Raw genomic sequence first — 15,716 nt, forward strand, 5'->3', positions numbered from 1 at the left:
GCTTCCGACCGTGGTGCACGAGCGGGAGGTCTCCCTTGCTGTCGTACGCCTACCGGGTGAGCTGACGGATTCGGGCACGACTTGCCCTACCCCCACTCCTCGGCGACACCTGCGTGTCCCCGCCTTGTGAGGGATTCACCCCAGATGTGGTGGTTCCCCGGCTCCAGGACCACCCGAATGGTCCCGGACTCAGCGCGGTGCCCGCGCGGACCCGAATGATCCACTGCCACGGACACCTGAGCCACCGAGGTTAGTGGCGAGACGGGCGCGGGTCCAAACTTTCGGCACCATGTTGCCAACGTGTTGAGGGCCACGCCTGACTTTTTGCAGGAGCTTCGTCACATCCGTCACACGCGTCCCGTGGGTCACGCGGACTCCACGTCCCGGGCCGTGACAGGCTCCACGAGTCGGAGTGGTGGGACGAGCCCACCCTGGGCCAGGACGTCGAGGGCGCGCCGCTCGTCGTCGTCGAAGGTCAGCTCGGGGGGTGGGCCGAGCAGCACGGTCACCACGCAGTCGTGGCACGCAAGCCCACGCACCACGCAGGTGTCGCAGTCGATTCGCGTCGTCATGCCGGTGACGCTGTCAGCGCCCACCGACATTTCTCACAGGGACGCCGGCTCGCGGCGTGTCGGCGTGTCGACGACGGGCTGGGCAGGCCCCCGCCCGCGCACCACGAGCCACGCCGAGAGGGCCCACACGAGGTCGGCCACGGTGTGCAGTGCCCGGGTCAGCAGGGCGACCGCCGTGGCGGCGCCCACGCCCATCGAGGGCGCCATCAGCGCCACCATGGTGACCTCCCGGGCGCCGACGCCGGCCGGCGCCAGCACGACCGCGACTCCCACGGTGTAACCCACGGCGAAGGCTCCGGCCGCCACGCCGAGGAGCGGCCAGCCCGGGTCGGGCGAGAGCGCCACGATGGCGCCGGCGTAGCAGCCCCAGGTCACGCCCATCAACGCCACGAGCACCGCCACGTCGACCCACGACAGCCGCAGGGACTCCCCCGGCCCGGCGACGAACGACCCGAGCCGGTTGACCAGCGCCGGCGCCATGGCCACCACGCACGCCACGAGCCCGAGCACGACCAGCCAGTCCGGGACGTGCGGCGCCCACGAGCCGGCGAGGGTCACGGAGCCGCCGAGCAGGCCAGCGGTGGCGAGGTTGACGCCCAGGAAGGTCATCGAGGTGCCCACGCTGCAGCGCAGGGGTACGCCGTACTTCCGGGCGAGGCCGGCGTGCGCGCTCACCGACCACACCGAGCCGGGGATGTACTTGCCGAGCTGGCCCACGAAGAAGACCGCGCGGCCGTCCCAGCCGGGGAGCCGGTGCCCGAAGCCGGCCAGCAGCCGCAGCCAGGCGACGCTGGTGGCGAGGAGCCCCACCAGCACCAGCGTCGCGGCGACGAGCACTCCCGTGAGCGACGTACGGGCCAGGCCGTGCCGCAGCTCGTCCCCGCGGTCGTGCAGCCCCCACCAGGCGAACGCCACCACGAGCAGGAGGAACAGCACCCGCGCGAGGTTCATCGCGGGCTTCAGGGCGGGGTGGCGGTCGCTCATCCGGTCCTCAGGGAGATCAGCGCCGTCCGGGTGGGGTAGGGCAGCGACGGGGTGAGCCCACGGGTCCAGGTCACGTCGATCCGGTCCCCCTGGGCGGCCACCGCGTGGCGGTAGCGAGCCCGGTCGACGTTGTCGAGCACGATCAGGCCCCCGGGTGCCAGCCGGTCCACGGCCTTGTCCAGGCACGCCTCCCGGGCCCGGCCGTCGATGACGATCAGGTCCAGCGGACCGGCCACCTCGTCGATCGCGTCGACGTAGTTGGTGAAGTCGAGGTCGGAGAAGCCGGGCTTTCCGGAGGGGATGCCTCCGGGCCAGGCCGGTCCCGGCGGGACGGCGACGAGCCGGGCGTTGTCGGGCAGCACCGGGGCCATCCGGTCGGCCCAGGCCAGGTCGTGCTCGACGCTGACCACCGAGGCGGCCCGCCGCCCCAGCCAGGCCGTGGACGCGCCGGAGCCCCACTCGAACGCCGCGGCGCCCGGCGTCCGTCGCAGGAACTCCTCGACCTCGTCGGCGGAGCGGAACGTCCACCACGGGACGTCGAAGGCCAACAGGTCCTCGAGGTCGTAGATGGAGAACCACGACCGGACCCAGAGCGCGGTCCGTGAGCGGTGCGCGAGGCGGTCGAGGAGGTGCAGCACGCCGAGGGCGCCGAGCACGGAGCGTGCGGCGCGGACCAGCGTGACGTAGGCGCGCTTCATGAGGCCCTTCCGTCGGTGGGGCGGGGAGTCAGGACGAGCGAGAGGAGTCGCGGGTCTCCCGCGGAGTCGGCGAACCCGACGACCAGCCGCCGCTCGCCGTAGGCCGCCGCGGTCGAGGCAGGCACCGTCGCGGTGAGGTGGTCGCCGTCCCGGCTCGTCGCGACCGTCTCGCCGTTCACGGTCAGCCGGAGTCCGGCGCCGTCGAGGACCCGCGCGTCCAGCGTGAGGTCCCCGTGCCAGTCGGTCGGGAGCTGGACGCCCAGGGAGGCCGATGCCTTGGCCAGGGCGATGCCGGGCTCGCCGTGGCGGTAGCTCCAGCCGCCCAGCAGGTACGACGACCCCTCGCCCGCGCCGTCGAAGGACAGCCCTGCGGCCGGGTAGGGCTCGAGGGTCAGGTCGCAGGTGGCGACGTAGGACATGGTCACCGGGCGCCAGATCAGCCAGCGGGTCACCCGCGCGATCTCGGTGCAGTTGTCGGCGATCGTCGACGTCCCGGTCTGGACGGCCAGGAAGCGGGTCGGCCCGCCGTCCCACGATCCGCTGCGGAGGTCGTCGTACGGCGCGAGGGGGCCGATCGGGTCGGTCGCGCAGTCGTCGTGGCTGTCGTTGCTGAAGCGCAGGTAGCGGTCCTGGTCGTCGGTCAGCGGCGAGCACGTGACCCAGCCGTCGGCCGGGATCGTCGGCGCGAGCTCACGGACGCTGGTGCGCCAGTAGTCGGTCGGGATCTCGGGGATCGAGGAGACGTTGGCCGCGACGACGTTGGCGAGCGCCGTCGTGGTGGCGTAGTTGTAGGGGAACATCGCCAGCTGCGACGCCAGCGGAGCGACGAGCGCGAGGGCCACGGCTCCCCCGGCCGCCACCCGGAGCGCCCGGCCACGCTCGGCAACGGCGACGATGAGGGCGGCCGTGCCGACCGCGGCCAAGACGGCGAGCGGAGGCGCGGCGAACAGCAACTGTCGCAGTCCGTTGTAGAGGTTGGACTGACGCACCGAGGCCAGCACCGGCAGCGCGAAGCCCTGGAGCAGGACGAGCGCGAGGGCGGCGTACGCCGTCGTGATCTGCGTGCGCTGGCGGAAGATCCTGACGGCCGCGACGAGGGCGCCGGTCGTGCCGAGCACGAGCAGGAGGGACGGGACCTCGACGAGGAGCCACAGCGGGACATACCACCAGAAGCCCACGTGGCCGCCGAAGCGCGAGGATTCCAGCGCCGAGTCCAGCAGCAGTGTCACCGGCGTGCTGAACGCGGCGGGGTAGACGGCGAGCAGCACCAGGAAGCCCGCAACCCCCGACGCCACGATGACGCCGAGGCGGGGCACCCGGCCCGACCTCGCCAGGGCGAGCACGCCGGCTCCCGCGAACGCCAGCGCCAGGCCGGGCCAGATGCCCGGGCGCGTGCCGACGGCGAGGACGAGGCCCGAGAGCGTGACGGCTCCGCCGAGCACGAGGCGCCGGGGCGTGCGCGATCCCACCACGAGCGCCAGCCCGAGCGTCGTCAGCGTGTAGCCGGTGGCGACCGGGACGTCCTTGACGTTGAACATCGACTGCCCGGTCCACAGCGGCAGCGCCACCAGGAACGCCGCGGCCACGAGGCCCCACCGCCAGGATCCGAGCACCAGGCGGGTGAGCGCGGCGGCCGCGGCGATCCCGAGGGCGGAGATGAGCCCGACGCCGACGTGGCGCAGGGCGAACGCCTCGGCGGACCCCGACACGAGACCGCTGCCGTCGACGCCCCACAGGAGCGTCCACGCGTGCAGCAGGATCATCGCGACCGGGGCGTAGACGTACGCCTGGTCCTCCCACGGCCCGGGGTGGTCGCCCTGGAGGTCGCCGTCGAGGAGGTACCAGCCGGGGCCGAGGAAGTTGCGCATCCGCAGCACGTGGTAGGTCTCGTCCCAGGAGACCCCGGTCCGCAGACCGCCGACGAAGACCATCGCGAGACCGGCCACCACGGCCAGCCCGGCGACGACCAGGAGCGGCCGCGGGAGCCGCGGAGGGGTCACGTGCGCTGGCCCAGCCCGCGGTTGCGGGCATGGACGACCATCTCGGCGAGCAGTCCGAAGAGCGTGAGCTGGAGGCCGACCATCACCATCAGCACGCCGGCGATGAGCAGCGGCCGGTCACCGATCGGCTGGCCGGCGAGCTTCACGACCGTGAGGTACATCAACGAGAACACCCCGAGCACCAGGCTCGCCGCTCCCACCGCGCCGAACAGGTGCGAGGGACGGTGCTCGTAGCTGAGCAGGAAGCGCACCGTGACGAGGTCGGCGAAGCCGCGCCAGAAGCGGGCGAGGCCGTACTTGCTGGTGCCGTGCATGCGCTCGTGGTGGAGCACCGGCACCTCGGCGACCTGGTAGCCCATGCCGTGGGCGATGACGGTGAGGTAGCGGTGCATCTCGCCGTACAGCATCGGCGAGACGTCCTCGGCCACGGCGGCACGCATGGCCTTGAAGCCGGAGTTGAAGTCGCGGCCGGGCGCCCCGGACATCAGGCGGGTCACCCGGTTGTAGACGCGCGAGGTGTGCCGCTTGACGAAGCGGTCGCGCCGGTCCAGGCGCGCGCCCGTCACCAGGTCGGCGCCGTCCTCGATCCGCTCGAGGAGGCGGACCAGCTCGGCCGGGTCGTCCTGGCCGTCGGCATCCATCATCACGACCACGTCGGCCCCGCCGTCCAGCGCGCGTCGGAAGCCGCGCTGCAGGGCCGCGGCCTTGCCGAGGTTGTGCCGGAGCGTCTCGAGGCACACCTCGGGGAGCTCGGTCATCAGCTCGGCGACCACCTTGCCGGTGTCGTCGCTGGAGCCGTCGTCGACGACGAGCACGCGACCGCTCGGGTCGAACGTCGCGAGCTCGGCGACGATCCTCGGGACGAGCACGGCCAGGTTGTCGGCCTCGTTGAGCGCGGGTACGACCACCCAGAGCACGACGTGCTCCCTTCCGTTCACTGACCAGGTCCCGGGCAGCGTGGCGGGCAGGGGTGAACGGACAGTGAGGCAGGCGTGGCCTGAGCGTGGCCGTCCGGAACAGGTCCGGTTCAGCGACCGAGCAGGTCGGCGAGGCGCAGGGCCTCGACCGTCCGTGCCCCCGCCCGGCGAGCGTGCGAGGCGACCTCACCGTCGCTGGACGCCACGACGATCACCCGGCCGGCCGGCTCGGCCTCGACGAGGTCGCGGATCACGTCGTCGGCGATCACGCCCTCGGGGCTGAACAGGACCTTGATGCCGCGGGGCACGTTGACGACCGGTCGCGCCGTCGAGGCGGCCGCGTCGAAGACGACGGTGGTCTCGGCCCCGGTGCGCGCGACGAGAGGTGCGAGCGCGTTGACGAGCCTGATCCGCTGTGCCTCCAGCGACGAGCTCGGCCACGCGGACTTGCTGACGTTGTAGCCGTCGACGATCAGCCGAGCGCGTGGCATCGCGAGCAGCTGCTCGAGCACGGCGGCGCTCATGGGCGCCTGGGTGCCGCTCGGGGTGCGGGCCGCTGTCGCGCTCTCGACCTCCGACTCGACGCGATCACCCGGCGCCCCGGAGACGGCAGGTAGGCCGAGCTCGCGGCGCAGGCCGGACGCGGCGTCGATGACGGTGTCGAGGAGCAGCCGGGCACGGAGCGTCGCGTCGTCGCGCTCGGACCGGGCCGTACGCCGCTCGGCGGTCGCCTCGCCCTCGAGGTGGGCGACCTGGGCCCGGAGGCGGCGTACCTCCTTCTCCTGGGCGGAGGTGGCCGCATCGGCGGCGGCCCGCAGCTCGTCGAGGTCCTTGAGCGCAGCGTCGAGCTCGGCCTTCGTGGCCTTCTCCGTGACGCGCGACTCCCCCAGCTTGCGCCGCAGGGAGGCGTTCTCCGACTTGTACTCCTCGACCTGCGCGCGGTGTCGCTGACGCAGGTCGCGCACGGACTGCTCCGCCTCGACGGCCCGGTCGCGCAGACGGTCGAGCTCACCCTGGTCGACGCGGGTGGCGACCTCGGCATCCGCGAGCTGCGCCGCCGCGCGCTTGACCACGAGCTCCCACCCGTCGGGGCGGACCAGCCACGCGAAGGCCGCGGTCTCGGCCGACGGGACGTCCAGGTCGGGGGCGATCCGGGCCGACAGCTGCGTCGCGACGCGCTCGCGGAAGTCGTCGTCCGCCTCGAGGGCCTCCGCGATGGCGCCGCCGCCCAGCTTCGCCCGGCGTGCGGGAGCGAACGTCGCCACGCGGCGCAGCGAGGCGGGGAGGCGTACGACGGAGGGCAGCACGTCGGCCGTCTGGCCGACGACGCGCGTGCGCACGCCCTCGGGGAGGTCACCCAGCGCCGGCTGGATCTGCTCGGTCACGGCCGGCCCGTCAGCTCGCCGCCGGGTCGTCCACCACGGCGTCGGTGCGGGAGACGGTCTCGATCGCGTCACTGCGTCCGCACCAGCGGCACGTCACGGACTCGACGGTCTCGTCGCGCACGTCGGTGTCCTCGATCCGGTGGTCACCCCCGAGGTCGAAGTGCCAGTACTCCGTCGTACGCCGCGTCCGGGTCACGTCGAAGCGCGTCAGGTTGCCGCAGCCACCACAACGCCAGCGGTGGCCCGCGTCGGGGATCACGGGGCTCACGAGGGGCTCCTTCGGACGGGTCTCGGGGCTCGGACGGGTGCCCACAGCCTAGTTCCGCGCGCCGCGCGCGGATTGTCGGCGCCCACATCTAGCGTCGAGGACATGAGCAGCGGCGTTCAGGGTGCGCCTTCCACGTGGGAGTCGCAACGCAGTTTCGACGAGCTCGGGCGCCCGCTGCGCGACATCACGTTCTGCGTCGTGGACCTCGAGACCACGGGTGGCTCCGCCGCGGGCGGGTCGATGATCACCGAGATCGGCGCCGTCAAGGTCCGGGGCGGCGAGGTCCTCGGCGAGTTCCAGACCCTGGTCAATCCCCGCTCCGAGATCCCCGCGTTCATCGCGGTCCTGACCGGGATCACCAACTCGATGGTGTCCGACGCGCCACCGATCGAGTCGGCCCTGCCGGCCTTCCTGGAGTTCGCGGCCGGCACGGTGCTGGTGGCCCACAACGCCCCGTTCGACGTCGGCTTCCTCAAGCACTTCAACGAGCAGCAGGGCCGCGCCTGGCCGACCTTCGAGGTGCTCGACACGGCCAAGCTGGCCCGCCGCGTGATCACCCGGGACGACGCCCCCAACTGCAAGCTCTCCTCGCTGGCCAAGGTGTTCAACTCCACCACCACGCCCAACCACCGCGCCCTGTCGGACGCCCGGGCCACGGTCGACGTGCTGCACGGGCTGATGGAGCGCCTCGGCGGCCTCGGGGTGCACACCATCGAGGAGCTGCAGACGTTCTCCGCGCGGGTCAGCACCGCCCAGCGGCGCAAGCGCCACCTCGCCGAGACGCTCCCGCACAAGCCGGGCGTCTACCTCTTCCGCGACGACCGGTCCCGCGTGCTCTACGTCGGCACCTCCCGCGACCTGCGCACCCGGGTCCGCTCCTACTTCACCGCCTCGGAGACCCGGTCCCGGATGGGCGAGATGGTGGGGCTGGCGTCGACCGTGACCGGCATCGAGTGCGCCACGGCCCTCGAGGCCGAGGTGCGCGAGCTGCGGCTGATCGCCGAGCACAAGCCGCGCTACAACCGGCGTTCGCGCTTCCCCGAGAAGGTCCACTTCATCAAGCTGACACGCGAGCCCTGGCCGCGCCTCTCGCTGGTGCGCCGGGTCCTCGCCGACGAGGCCGACTACCTCGGCCCGTTCTCCTCGAAGAAGACCGCCGAGAAGTGCCTCGCGGCGCTGCACGAGACGTTCCCGGTCCGCCAGTGCGCGGATCGGCTCGCGATCCAGCCCTCGCGGGCGGCGTGCGTGCTGGCCGAGATGGGGCGCTGTCTCGCCCCGTGCGACGGCAGCGTCGACGCCACGACCTACGCCGCGGTGGTCCGCCAGCTGCGCGACACCCTCCTGCGCCGGCCCGACGAGGTCGTCGAGGCGATCAACGTCCGGATGGCCGCCCTCGCGGCCGACGAGCGCTTCGAGGAGGCCGGCATCCATCGTGACCGGCTCGCCTCGTTCATCCGCGCGGCGGCCCGCACCCAGCGGCTCTCCGCGCTCACCGGTTGCCCGGAGGTCGTCGCCGCCCGGCGCGAGGACGACGGTCGTTGGGCCGTGCACGTCATCCGCCACGGCCGTCTCGCCGCCGCCGGGATCATTCCACCGGGCGCCGACGCCCACCAGTACGTCGTCGAGCTGCGCGCCTCGGCCGAGACGGTGACCGGGGCGCCGGGTCCGGTGCCGGCCGCGACCGCCGAGGAGACCGAGAAGGTGCTGCGCTGGTTGGAGTCCCCCGGCGTCCGCCTCGTGGAGGTCGACGGCGAGTGGACCTGCCCGGTGGCGGGGGCGACCCGGCATCTCGCGCTCCACGACGCGGTCAACCAGTCACGACTCTCGCTGGTGCCCTTCGAGGACCGGCGCGACCTTTCGCCGGTGCACCAGCCGGCCCGATAACCTCACCCCCATGATCACCGCCATCGTCTTCGTCAAGGCCGACGTCGCCAGCATCCCGGAGGTCGCCGAGGCGATCGCCGCCATCGAGGGCGTCAGCGAGGTCTACTCCGTGACCGGCCAGATCGACCTGATCGCGCTCGTCCGGGTCCGCAACCACGAGGACGTCGCAACGGTCGTGGCCGACACCCTCAACAAGGTGCCGGGTGTGACGTCGACGGAGACCCACATCGCGTTCCGCGCCTACTCCAAGCACGACCTCGAGTCCGCCTTCTCGCTGGGGCTCGACTGACCGTTCGACACGTCTCCGGCTAGTCACTTCGGGCTACTTCTCCGGCCGTCCGGTCAAAGCACTGTTCCGGGCCTCGCACCCGCACCCACCGGTCCCTAGCATCGGTCTGGGTCCGGCTCTGAGGGAGGCGACGTGGATCTCGGGCGTTGCGCCGTGCTGGTGCCGATGTACAACGAGGCGACCGTGGTGGGCGCCGTGGTTGCCGACCTGCGCCAGCACTTTCCCCACGTCATCTGCGTGGACGACGGCAGCACCGACGACTCCGCTGAAGTTGCGCGGCGGTACGGGGCTGTTGTGCTCGCCCACCCGCTCAACCTGGGCCAGGGCGCGGCCCTCCGCACCGGCTTCGACTTCGTGCTCGGACACACCGACGCCACTCACGTCGTGACGTTCGATGCCGACGGGCAGCACGACGTCGCCGATGCGCTGTCGATGTTGGCCGTGGCCCACGAGGAGGGCGTGGACGTGGTCCTCGGATCTCGCCGTCGAGGCGTGGACGTGGGGCAGTCATGGGCGCGGCGCCAGGTCCTCCGGCTCGGGCTCCACTACACCCGGTGGACGACCGGGCTCGACCTGACCGACACCCACAACGGCCTGAGAGTGCTCTCTCGCCGCGCACTGGGCCGCCTCCCGCTGCGTCAGTGCGGAATGGCCCATGCCAGCGAGCTCGAGCGTCTGGTCGCACAGCAGCAGCTCAGCTGGTGCGAGCACCCGATGTCGATCACCTACTCGGCGTACTCCCGGGCCAAGGGACAGTCGAGCGCCAACGCCTTCAACATCGTCTACGACCTCCTCGCTGCGCGGCTGGACGCATCGTGATCATCAAGATCCTCCTGATCGCCAGCGTCCTCGCCGCCGCCGCGTGGGTGCTCCGCGGGCGGGGGCAGGCGGGACAGCTGGCCCTGACCCGGCTCTCCGGCATCGTGTTCGCCGCCAGCTGGGTGGTTGGGGTCATCTTCCCGGAAGCGGTGACCTGGGTGGCCCAGCTCGTCGGCGTCGGGCGAGGCACGGACCTGGTGCTCTACGTCCTCGTCGTGGCGTTCATGGTCACGGCACTGGGTCAGCAGCAGCGCCTGCGTCGGCAGGACGAACGCCTCGCGACCCTCACCCGCGCCATCACGCTCCTGCAGCATCGCGTCGAGGCCCCGGTCGATGCGACAGATCGCCTCGATGACTGACACGTTGACGACCCACGTCGCGTTCGTCCTGACCGGCCCGCTCCGCGCATGACCCACCTCATCTCACTGGCGCGGGCACGACTCAGTCCATCCGTGCTCTGCCTGGTCGCTGGGCTCGTGGCCATCCAGGCCTCATGGATCCTCGTCGTGCCGCCGTTCCGCGGCTCGGACGAGCACGACCACGCCTACAAGGCCGCCGCCGTGGCGCGAGGCGATTTCGGCACCACTCACCGAGCGGTGCGCGGCGAGTGGGGCGAGGTCGTCCACGTCCCGGCCGACATCGTCGCCGCTGCGGGCCCGGTGTGCGAGTCCTTGCGGTACACCTCCGACGGCAACTGCGGGCCGATGGCTCAGCTGGGGAACGGACAGGTCGAGGTGACCAGCTCGGCCGCCCGATACAACCCCCTCTTCTACGCGGTCATCGGCACCGCCGCGCGACCCTTCTCGGGAGGAACAGCGCTCTACGCCATGCGCATCACAGGTGCGGTTGCGTGCACGTTGGTGCTTGGCCTCGCCATCCACCTCCGTCGAAGGAGCAGCAGGGGCTCCTGGGGTCTTGCATGTCTGGTGCTCGCCCTGTCACCGGTCATGCTCTACTCCACAGCGGTGGCGGCTCCGAACGGCCTCGAGATGGCGGCGGGCGCCCTGACGTGGGTCGCGCTGCTCGGCTTGAGGAGCCGCCGCGACCTGCTCGACTCGCACGCCTTCGTCGTCGGAGCAACGGTTGGCGGCGTCCTCCTCGGATTCCTCAGGACCCTCGGCCCGGTGTGGCTCGTGCTCATCATCGCGATCGCGATGCTCGGAACCCCTCGGGCCCACCTCCGGGAGCTCGCCCATCGACGCGACCTCCGGATCGGCGCACTTCTGGTTGCCCTGTCATCAGTCTTTGGAGTGCTCTGGAGCATCGGCGCGGGCACCAACGCGCCCACCGGCTCTGGTTCGGTATCCGGATCCGCGTTGCCTGGGCTTCCACTGCAGATGGTCCTGTGGTTCCTGCAGTCCGTGGCGGCCTTCCCGCTCAGGAACCAACCAGCTCCCCCCACTGTCTACGTGATCGTCCTCTTGGCCTGGTCGATCCTCTTCGCCGCGGGTCTGCGTACTGCGAAGCGCGGCCAGCGGATGATGATGGCAGCCACCATCGCTCTCGCTCTGGTGGTGCCGATGGCCATCACGATCAGCAGCTACCAGCAGCTCGGAAACGCTTGGCAGGGCCGCTACGGATACCCCTTCTCCATGGGCGTCATCATCGTGTGCGGATTCGCGCTCGACGGGCGTGCTGCCCGTGCGGCCCGTGCGGCCGAGCAGAGATGGTGGCTTCCCGCCAGCGTTGGGGTGGTCGTGATCGTCAGTGAGCTCGTGAGCCAGTTGCATGTACTCGCGACCGAGGGTGTCAGCAGCCCCTTGGCAGGCACCTCCGAATGGGTCCAGCCGTCGAGCCTCCTTGTCGGTCTCCTGACCATCGCGGGGGGTGTGCTCGTCGGCCTGTCACTGAGGCTCCGGGACACCACGACGTTGCAGGGAAACCAGGTCGCCACCGCTAGCATCTCCCGGTGAACTGGCTCGACAACCACTGGCTCGACATCGTCGGCTGGGGCGGCAGCGCACTGCTGGTCTTCTCGCTCCTCCAGGCCCGCGTGCTTCGCTTCCGGACCCTCAACCTGGTCGCGTGCGTGATCCTGTTGGGGTTCAACGCTGCGATCGGCGTGTGGCCGATGGTCGGCATGAACGCTGTCCTCGCCGCGATCAACGTCTACTTCATCGTCAAGCTGCTCGGCGAGCGTCACGACGACGCTGTCTTCGAGGTCATCGAGGTCGGCGTCCGCGACGAGTACCTCCGCCACGTGTTGCGCGTACACGGCGCCGACATCCTGCGCTTCCAGCCCGACTTCGTGTGGGACCCCACTGACGAGCACGGCCATGCCTTCATCATCCTCAAGGGCGACGAGACGGTTGGCGTCGTCCTGCTCGAGCAGGACGGTGGCGCGGCTCGGGTGCAGCTCGACTACGTGACGCCCCGCTACCGCGACTTCTCCCCTGGCGAGTTCGTATGGCGCCGCAGCGGCGTGCTCAAGGACCTGGGGTTCGTACAGGTCGTGACATCGCCCCGCATGGTTGGCGCGTACTACGACCGCCTCGGCTTCCGCCGCGACGGGGATTCCTACGTCCTGGACCTCTGACGCTGACCTCCGGAGGCGCCTCGTCCCGGCCCGCTGGATCGCAGGCCCGTCGGCCCCAGGAGTCGTGAACTAGTCCTTTCGGGCATTTTCCCGAAAGACCGGCCGCCGTCAGCCGGGTACATGGGTACCTTCCTGCAACACGTGCTGCTCGGGAGGAACCACCATGCATGTCCGCGGCCGCTTCACGCACCGTCTCGCCCCGTTCATGACGCTCGGCTTGTTGCTGACCGGACTTGGCGCGCTCCCCGAAGCCAGCGCGTCGGCGGTCGGCACCGCTGGCTCGATGTCACCCACGGGACACAGCAGCACGCATACCCCCACCTTCAGCTGGGCGCCCGTCAAGGGAGCGTCCAGCTACGAGATCCAGGTCGATGACTCACCCACGTTCGACTCGAACCTGGTGACCGTCTCGACGACCAACCACCGGTTCGTTCCGACAACCAACTTGCCCGACGGAACTCTCCACTGGCGTGTCCGGGCGTTCTCAGCCGCAGGCAAGCACGGCAGCTGGCACTCGGTCACGTTCTCGGTGGACGACATCGCGGCCCCCCGCCCGACGTCGCCGGCCGACGGGAGCAAGCTGAGCCAGCCCTCCCAGCCGGCGCTGTTGGCCTGGACGCCCGTTGCCGGGGCCACCGGCTACGACGTCGAGGTCGACGCGGATGGGGACTGGATCGACACGACCAGCTACATGTCGGCCGGACCTTCGTTCCAGATCCCGCAGCCTCAACCCGCCCAGGTCTGGTCGTGGCGAGTCCGTGCCGAGCTGGGCGGTGGACTCGTGTCGCTCTGGAGCGAGGGATCGACCTACGAGATCATGCCGCTCGCAGACGTCCAGATGGATCCGTCGATGACCGACGGCGGCACCATGGAGGACGTGGCCCTGAAGTGGCTTCCGGTGCCGGGTGCCGCGCAGTATGAGCTCCAGGTGGCCCTCGACCGCGACTTCACGCAGCCGGTCGAAACCCGCGTCGTGAAGAGCACTCGCTACTCGCCGACCACCACGTACGACAACGATCAGTACTTCTGGCGCGTTCGCGCCATTGACTCGGCCGGCACCAAGATGGAGTGGCCCGCCTCGCCCTTCCTCTTCCAGCGCGACTGGCCCGAGCAGCCTCAACTGGTCTACCCCGGAGACGCCGTGTCGCCTCCCGTGGGAGACGACTTCTACTTCCAGTGGACGCCGGTCATCCACGCCACGCGCTACCAGCTCGACGTGGGCACTGACCCGAACTTTTCTCCCAGAACATTCGCCACCTGCTTCACAGCGACCACCACGTACACCCCCACCTTGAGTGACTGCATGCCCGGCCAGGGCGTGGTGACCTACTGGCGGGTCAAGCCCGTCGACTCTCCGCGGTCTCCCGGCGTCCAGGGGATCTTCAGCGAGATCCACCGGTTCGTCTACGAGTCGTCAGCGGTACGCGCGCTCTCACCCGCGGACGGGGCAGCGGTCGCGGTGCCAACACTCCGGTGGGAGCCGGCAACGGATGCCGAGCAGTACTACGTGGAGGTCCGGAGCAAGGCCGACGCCGTCGTGGCGAGCACGACCACCGCCTCGACGAGCTGGACGCCGGAGGGCGCCAACGGCCTGGACCCGACGAAGGGCCCGTTCAGCTGGACGGTGCAAGCAGTCGACGATGGTGGGTCGAAGTCCCCCAAGCACCAGGGATGGACGTTCACGCTGGCCGGCACGCCCGCCACGTCAGGGGCGGGTGCGCTGACCCCTCTCCTGTCTCCCGACGGTGAGTCGAGCGTGCGCTTCCCGGACCTGACGTGGGAGCCCATGGCCGGCGCGAAGTACTACAAGATCCAGATCGGCATCGGGGGTTCCGGTTTCTGGGATCCCACCAACGCCAGCCACATCAACGCGGCCTCCTTTCCCTACCCGGCTGCCACCGACACCGGTGACCGCTACCTCAACCCGGGGACCTACGACTGGCGCGTCCAGGCGTTCAGCTCATCCAACGCGTCGCTCGGCTACGGGTCGGTGGGGCACTTCGTCATCGCGGATCTCGACGTCACCGCCGGGCAGCAGATCGCCCTCGACGGTGAAGCCCTCGACTCCGGCAACTCGTGCCGGAATGCCCTCGCCGACGTGGTGAGCGAGGCCGACATCTGCACTGGGGTCCCGGCGACTCCCGTCCTCGACTGGTCGCCAGTCCCCGGCGCCGGCCTCTACATGGTGTACGTGGCCAACGACCGCGAGCTGACCAACATCATCTACAACGGCGTCGTGACCAAGAACTCGCGGTGGACGCCGGCGTCCGGGATGGCCAAGGAAGCCCTGGCGGACAACCAGGCCGGGCAGTCCTACTACTGGTACGTCCGGCCGTGCAAGACCACCAGCAGGTGTGCGCCCGATCCGGTCTCGACCCACGCCGCAGCGACGAACGCGTTCCGCAAGATCTCGCCCAGCCCGGTGCTGAGGTCACCGGGTGCGGACAGCGTCAACCACTGTGCGGACACGACCACGCTCGACGGGGCGTCCTGCGCCGACGACATCGCCTTCTCGTGGGACGACTACTACGACACCAACCAGACGAAGTACTACTCCGGCGGCTCAGCCCCATCGCCTCAGACCGCCCAGAAGTACCGGATCGAGATCGCCAACTCCTCGACGTTCAACTCCCCCAACCTCGTGGATGCCAAGGAGGTGGACCAGGCGACGTACACCCCCTTCGACAGAACTCTGCCCGAGGGCGACCTGTGGTGGCGGGTGCAGGCGATCGATGCCGAGGGCAACCACCTCGCCTGGAGCGACATCGCCAAGATCACCAAGGACTCCGGCAAGGTCCAGCTCAACTATCCGATCGACGGTGCGAGCGCGCCCGGCACCACGCCGTTCTCATGGAAGCCCAAGAGCGGCTCGGCGAGCTACCGCATCGAGGTGTACAAGAACGACGACGCGACGTTCTCGCCGAGCAATCGCATCTTGTACGCCGACACCCCGTTGTCGTCGTACGTCTGGTCTCGCTACCTGCCGGCTTCGCCGAAGGCCTACCGCTGGCGGGTGCGCTGGCACGACTCCGGCGGCCACGACGGAGCCTGGTCCACCACGGGTCGCTTCTTCGTGAAGTCCCGCCCGGTCGCCCTCACCGCGCCTGCAAGCGGCGCGAAGGTTGCGCCCCGTGACGTCCTCTTCACGTGGCAAGCGGTGACGTCGGCGTCCCGCTACCTCCTCGTCGTGCGGAACCAGGCGTCGGGCTCGACGGCCCTCCAGATGGGCACAGTCGCAAGGGCATTCGCGCCGACCGGCGCCCTGGCCAAGGGCACCTACCAGTGGAGAGTCGTCGCCTACGACCCCAACGGGGGCGTCCTGGGCCAGACCGCGTGGCGGAAGGTCTCCGTGTCCGGAGGCTGA

The 15,716-nt window shown here is 70.6% G+C and carries 14 protein-coding genes and 1 riboswitch; of the genes, 7 read left to right on the forward strand and 7 right to left on the reverse strand.

Annotated features, from left to right (window positions below):
- Positions 1-31: 31 nt before the first annotated feature.
- Positions 32-205, reverse strand: a riboswitch (cyclic di-AMP (ydaO/yuaA leader).
- Between the two features lie 160 nt (positions 206-365).
- From EJF31_RS18725 to EJF31_RS18755, 7 genes are all read right to left on the reverse strand, one after another.
- Positions 366-572 carry a hypothetical protein gene (locus EJF31_RS18725; RefSeq protein WP_125038686.1) on the reverse strand — a complete coding sequence of 69 codons (207 nt, stop codon included), beginning with the start codon at positions 570-572 and terminating at the stop codon, positions 366-368.
- A 33-nt stretch (positions 573-605) separates the two neighbouring features.
- Positions 606-1,556 carry a lysylphosphatidylglycerol synthase domain-containing protein gene (locus tag EJF31_RS18730; RefSeq protein WP_125038687.1) on the reverse strand — a complete coding sequence of 317 codons (951 nt, stop codon included), beginning with the start codon at positions 1,554-1,556 and terminating at the stop codon, positions 606-608.
- Positions 1,553-2,254, reverse strand: coding sequence for a class I SAM-dependent methyltransferase (locus EJF31_RS18735; RefSeq protein ID WP_125038688.1), 702 nt, complete (start codon positions 2,252-2,254; stop codon positions 1,553-1,555). The genes EJF31_RS18730 and EJF31_RS18735 overlap by 4 nt, the downstream gene beginning before the upstream one ends.
- Positions 2,251-4,254: a glycosyltransferase family 39 protein gene (locus EJF31_RS18740; RefSeq protein WP_125038689.1), complete on the reverse strand. Its 2,004-nt coding sequence runs from the start codon at positions 4,252-4,254 to the stop codon at positions 2,251-2,253. Before EJF31_RS18740 ends, EJF31_RS18735 begins: the two co-directional genes overlap by 4 nt.
- Complete coding sequence (locus tag EJF31_RS18745) at positions 4,251-5,192, reverse strand: glycosyltransferase family 2 protein (protein ID WP_185736347.1); 942 nt, start codon at positions 5,190-5,192, stop codon at positions 4,251-4,253. The genes EJF31_RS18740 and EJF31_RS18745 overlap by 4 nt, the downstream gene beginning before the upstream one ends.
- A gap of 89 nt (positions 5,193-5,281) precedes the next feature.
- The gene (locus EJF31_RS18750; protein ID WP_125038691.1) at positions 5,282-6,556 is read right to left on the reverse strand and encodes an NYN domain-containing protein; all 1,275 of its coding nucleotides are present in this window, start codon (positions 6,554-6,556) and stop codon (positions 5,282-5,284) included.
- 10 nt (positions 6,557-6,566) lie between these two features.
- Complete coding sequence (locus EJF31_RS18755) at positions 6,567-6,824, reverse strand: hypothetical protein (protein WP_125038692.1); 258 nt, start codon at positions 6,822-6,824, stop codon at positions 6,567-6,569.
- Between the two features lie 102 nt (positions 6,825-6,926).
- On the opposite strand from EJF31_RS18755, the gene EJF31_RS18760 reads away from it, so the two are divergent.
- The 7 genes from EJF31_RS18760 (at position 6,927) to EJF31_RS18790 (ending at position 15,716) form a co-directional block, all read left to right on the forward strand.
- Positions 6,927-8,708 carry a DEDD exonuclease domain-containing protein gene (locus tag EJF31_RS18760; protein ID WP_125038693.1) on the forward strand — a complete coding sequence of 594 codons (1,782 nt, stop codon included), beginning with the start codon at positions 6,927-6,929 and terminating at the stop codon, positions 8,706-8,708.
- Positions 8,709-8,718: 10 nt separating this feature from the next.
- Positions 8,719-8,997, forward strand: coding sequence for an Lrp/AsnC family transcriptional regulator (locus tag EJF31_RS18765; RefSeq protein ID WP_125038694.1), 279 nt, complete (start codon positions 8,719-8,721; stop codon positions 8,995-8,997).
- A gap of 132 nt (positions 8,998-9,129) precedes the next feature.
- On the forward strand, positions 9,130-9,816 hold the full coding sequence (locus EJF31_RS18770; RefSeq protein WP_221767659.1) for a glycosyltransferase family 2 protein: 687 nt from the start codon (positions 9,130-9,132) through the stop codon (positions 9,814-9,816).
- Positions 9,813-10,175, forward strand: coding sequence for a DUF2304 domain-containing protein (locus EJF31_RS18775; RefSeq protein ID WP_185736348.1), 363 nt, complete (start codon positions 9,813-9,815; stop codon positions 10,173-10,175). The genes EJF31_RS18770 and EJF31_RS18775 overlap by 4 nt, the downstream gene beginning before the upstream one ends.
- 48 nt (positions 10,176-10,223) lie before the next feature.
- Entirely contained in the window at positions 10,224-11,729 is a 1,506-nt protein-coding gene (locus EJF31_RS18780; protein ID WP_125038696.1) for a DUF2142 domain-containing protein, read from the forward strand.
- Positions 11,726-12,352 (forward strand): hypothetical protein, encoded by a 627-nt coding sequence (locus EJF31_RS18785; RefSeq protein WP_125038697.1) that lies wholly within the window; start codon positions 11,726-11,728, stop codon positions 12,350-12,352. Before EJF31_RS18780 ends, EJF31_RS18785 begins: the two co-directional genes overlap by 4 nt.
- A 163-nt stretch (positions 12,353-12,515) precedes the next feature.
- Positions 12,516-15,716, forward strand: coding sequence for a hypothetical protein (locus EJF31_RS18790; protein ID WP_125038698.1), 3,201 nt, complete (start codon positions 12,516-12,518; stop codon positions 15,714-15,716).

It is taken from the genome of Nocardioides sp. LS1, assembly GCF_003865225.1.
Lineage (GTDB): Bacteria > Actinomycetota > Actinomycetes > Propionibacteriales > Nocardioidaceae > Nocardioides > Nocardioides ginsengisegetis.

Coding starts and splice junctions, on each gene's coding strand:
- EJF31_RS18725 (WP_125038686.1), bottom strand. CDS start 572: ATGACGACGCGAATCGACTGCGACACCTGCGTGGTGCGTGGGCTTGCG.
- EJF31_RS18730 (WP_125038687.1), bottom strand. CDS start 1,556: ATGAGCGACCGCCACCCCGCCCTGAAGCCCGCGATGAACCTCGCGCGG.
- EJF31_RS18735 (WP_125038688.1), bottom strand. CDS start 2,254: ATGAAGCGCGCCTACGTCACGCTGGTCCGCGCCGCACGCTCCGTGCTC.
- EJF31_RS18760 (WP_125038693.1), top strand. CDS start 6,927: ATGAGCAGCGGCGTTCAGGGTGCGCCTTCCACGTGGGAGTCGCAACGC.
- EJF31_RS18765 (WP_125038694.1), top strand. CDS start 8,719: ATGATCACCGCCATCGTCTTCGTCAAGGCCGACGTCGCCAGCATCCCG.
- EJF31_RS18780 (WP_125038696.1), top strand. CDS start 10,224: ATGACCCACCTCATCTCACTGGCGCGGGCACGACTCAGTCCATCCGTG.
- EJF31_RS18790 (WP_125038698.1), top strand. CDS start 12,516: ATGCATGTCCGCGGCCGCTTCACGCACCGTCTCGCCCCGTTCATGACG.